General features: G+C 39.8%; 1 protein-coding gene. It reads left to right on the top strand.

Annotated elements, in window-relative coordinates; genetic code table 11:
• Nucleotides 1-270: 270 nt before the first annotated feature.
• On the top strand, nt 271-3,570 hold the full coding sequence (locus tag F6K38_RS37075) for a lectin-like protein (protein ID WP_008181122.1): 3,300 nt from the start codon (nt 271-273) through the stop codon (nt 3,568-3,570).
• Nucleotides 3,571-3,795 lie beyond the last annotated feature (225 nt).

Genomic DNA, 3,795 nt, shown 5'->3' with positions numbered 1-3,795 from the left:
TCTCTGAGGTGTTTGTCTAGGGTTTTTCTGCAAGGCTTTGGTAAAGCAAAGCTTGCCGGAGCATAAAATCATGATTTGATTAGCATAGTGCGTCTGAGTTAACTCAGGCGCATTTTTGATCAGGGTTGGTGTGCCCAGGGCTTTTGTTAAGAAAAATTACAAAAATCTGCCCTTTTGTGGCAAAATAGCAGATTTAATTTAATTTTCCATTAGAGCCTGAAAAACACAGCAGTTTTCAGATACAACCTCAGATTGATCAGGGAAAATATTATGGGTGTTAAGCGTTCTGGAAATAACGATATTGATGCTTTGTTGGATGATGATTATTGGGTTGATACAGGTAAACCAGTTTCTCTAACTTACAGTATTAATTACTCAACTGGAAGTGATGGGCTTGATTTGAGTGAAAGATCAATGGTGAGAGAAGCCCTGACAAGATGGAGTGAAGTCGCTAATATTACATTTCGTGAAGTATCAAACAAAGGAAATCTACGTTTTTCTGGACAAAGTGGAATCAGTGGAGTAGCAAGTCAAAAAAACGCACGAAAATGGTGGAAGCCTAGGAGTTGGAGGTCAGATAAACTAGACCATGTAAATATTAAGCTTGGAAAAGATTCTGCTACTGGCAGAGGTCATAGGTTTCTCGACGTGGCACTACATGAAATTGGACACGCACTTGGATTAAAGCATCCAGGTGACTACAACGGTGACACCGGAAAAGGTAGTTCGCCCTTTTTACCGTACTATAAAGACAATAACACAAATACTGTGATGTCTTATAACGATGTCGGTGACTATGCAGCCACACCAATGCCTTATGACATCAGGGCTGTACAATACATTTACGGGAGTAATAATTTTAATTCAGGTAACACTTATTATAGGTTTGACAGTGTCAATGGTTATTCTTACGATAATGGTTTAGCTCGTCGTGGTAGTGAAAAACTACCTATGAAGTTGTCTATTTGGGATAGTGGTGGAGTTGATACTTTAGATTTTTCTAAACTTGGCCCAGTTATTTTTAATATAAGTAGATCTTCTGGATATTATTTTGACATAAGAGGAGGAGGTATACTTACCTCTCAGCATGCTTATAAATCAATCACCTATCAACCGATAGATAACACAAACAATACCAGTTCATTGCGGTATAAGACCACTCGTTATGGAACCTCAATTGCCTATGGGGTTGTAATTGAGAATGTTATTGGTAGTTTGACTAGCGACACTATTATTGGTAATTTTAGTGCTAATCATCTGAAAGGTGGTAACGGTAATGATAGTCTTTATGGTAATGGTGGTAGTGACTCCCTATTTGGTGAAGCAGGTAATGATTCTTTAATTGGTGGAACTGGTCGCGATGAGTTATATGGTGGTACAGGTAATGATAGTCTTGATGGTAATACTGGTAATGACTACCTGAGTGGTAGCTCAGGTAATGATTTTTTAAGAGGTGGAACTGGTCGCGATCAGTTACACGGTGGTACAGGCAATGATACACTTAGTGGCGATAGTGGTAGTGATATTCTCAGCGGTAGTTCAGGTCATGACTACTTATACGGTGGAATTGGTAATGATTACATGTACGGAGGCTCTGGTAATGATACCTATACTGTTGATAGTTCAGGTGATCACGTATTTGAATATGCTAACCAAGGTATTGACATAGTTTACGCTTCAACGACTTATGGTCTTAGTGCTCATTTAGAATACCTAAACCTGACAGGTACAAATTCTATCAATGGTTATGGTAACAATTTAAATAATGTCATTAATGGCAACAGTGGTAATAACAATATTTGGGGTGGTCTTGGCCTAGATACTGTCAATGGTGGTGATGGTGATGATATTATTTACGGTGATTATATCATTGCCAGCACTGGACAATATCTATTTAGCCTACCAGGAACTTGGCTCTCTACCCAAGCAGAAGCTCAACGCCTTGGTGGTAACTTAGTTACGATTAACAACGCCACGGAACAAAGCTGGCTAAACACAACCTTTGGAACTAATGAAGTGTTTTGGATCGGTCTGAGCGATCGTACTATAGAAGGTCAATGGCAATGGGTTAGTGGTGAAACCTCAACCTATCGTAACTGGTTTCCCGGTGAACCTAACGATTATCGTAGTTCCTCAATTCCCGATGGTGAAGATTATGCAGTGATGGGTTGGGGCAATCAGGGTTGGAATGACCTTCAAAATTATCCCAACCAACATTTGCGAGGTATTATTGAAATTCCTTCAGTATCACCAGAAATAGGTGAAAGTGATATTTTAAATGGTGGTGCAGGCAATGACCGTATCTATGGTGGTGGTGGTGATGACCAGTTGTATGGGTCTTATGGTAATGATAACCTCTATGGTGGTTTTGGTAATGACTTGTTAAAGGGTGAAAGCGGTAGAGATCGCATGAAGGGAGGTTTTGGTGATGATCAATATGTTCTTGATGTTGATAGTATGGGTGATACCATAGTTGAATATGCAGGTCAAGGTATTGATAAAGTTTACACCTCCATTACCTATCACCTTGGCGATAATTTGGAAAATCTAGAGCTCGATGGGACAAATCCTATCAATGGCTACGGTAACAATCTCAATAATGTTATTCAAGGCAACAGTGCCAGTAACAATATTTGGGGTGGTCGAGGTCATGATACCGTCAATGGTGGTGATGGTAATGATATTGTTTACGGCGACTATCTCGTCACCAGAAATGGACACTCTTATTTGTTGAGCCAACCGGGCACCTGGTTCAATACCCAAGCAGAAGCTCAACGCCTTGGTGGTAACTTAGTTACAATTAACGATGAAGTGGAACAAAACTGGCTAAACACCACCTTTGGATTTAATTACGATGGATTTAATGTTGAAGCTAATCGATTTGAAGCTAATCAATTGTTTTGGATAGGCTTGACAGATCATACTACTGAAGGTCAATGGCAATGGATTAGTGGTGAAACTTCAACCTATCGTAACTGGGCATTCGGTGAACCTAACAATTACACTGATGATGAAGATTATGCAGTTTTGGTGAGTTGGTTTAATCAAAACTGGGAGCAAACCTGGTTTTGGGTTGGTGCCCAAAATTATCCTAATAAAGTTTATTTACATGGTATAATCGAATTACCGTCAGTTATACAAGAAATTGCAGGGAATGATAGTTTGTATGGTGGTGCTGGCAATGATCGTATCTATGGTGGTGCCGGTGATGACCTTTTAAATGGGGGTACTGGAAATGATGTCCTCTCTGGAGGTGCTGGTGCAGATAAGTTTGTCTTGAATATCCCTACTGAAGGGATAGATTACATTAGCGACTTTGTCAGTCAGCAGGGGGATAAACTACAAATTTCGGCTAGTGGCTTCGGCAGTGGTCTTGTTCAAGGAATTTTAGATGTGGGTCAATTTGTTTTAGGTGCTGCCGCCTTAGATACAAATGACAGATTCATCTATGATCGTTCATCAGGATTACTATCATTCGATGCTGACGGTTCAGGTACACTAGGTGCTGTACAAGTTGCGAATTTCTCTAACAAAACTGCCTTAACGAATACTGATATCCTGATTGTATAGGATACATTAGACATCTCCATAAATTTGGTGTTAAGCTAGAGAGGATAATGGTTTTATATTCTCTAGCCTATTGCCTATTGCCTATTGCCTATTGCCTATTGCCTCTTGCCTTTTGCATTTCTCAAGGTAGACTATGTTCACAACTGAACTAAAAATGCTATATCAACGCCACAACCGCTTAATTTCTTGCCAAATTTGTGATTGTCCTAACTGAGTATTCGGATG

The organism is Moorena sp. SIO3B2, assembly GCF_010692525.1.
Taxonomy (GTDB): domain Bacteria; phylum Cyanobacteriota; class Cyanobacteriia; order Cyanobacteriales; family Coleofasciculaceae; genus Moorena; species Moorena producens.
Note: the sequence above shows the minus strand (reverse complement) of the source record. Positions and strands in the feature narration are given on the sequence as shown.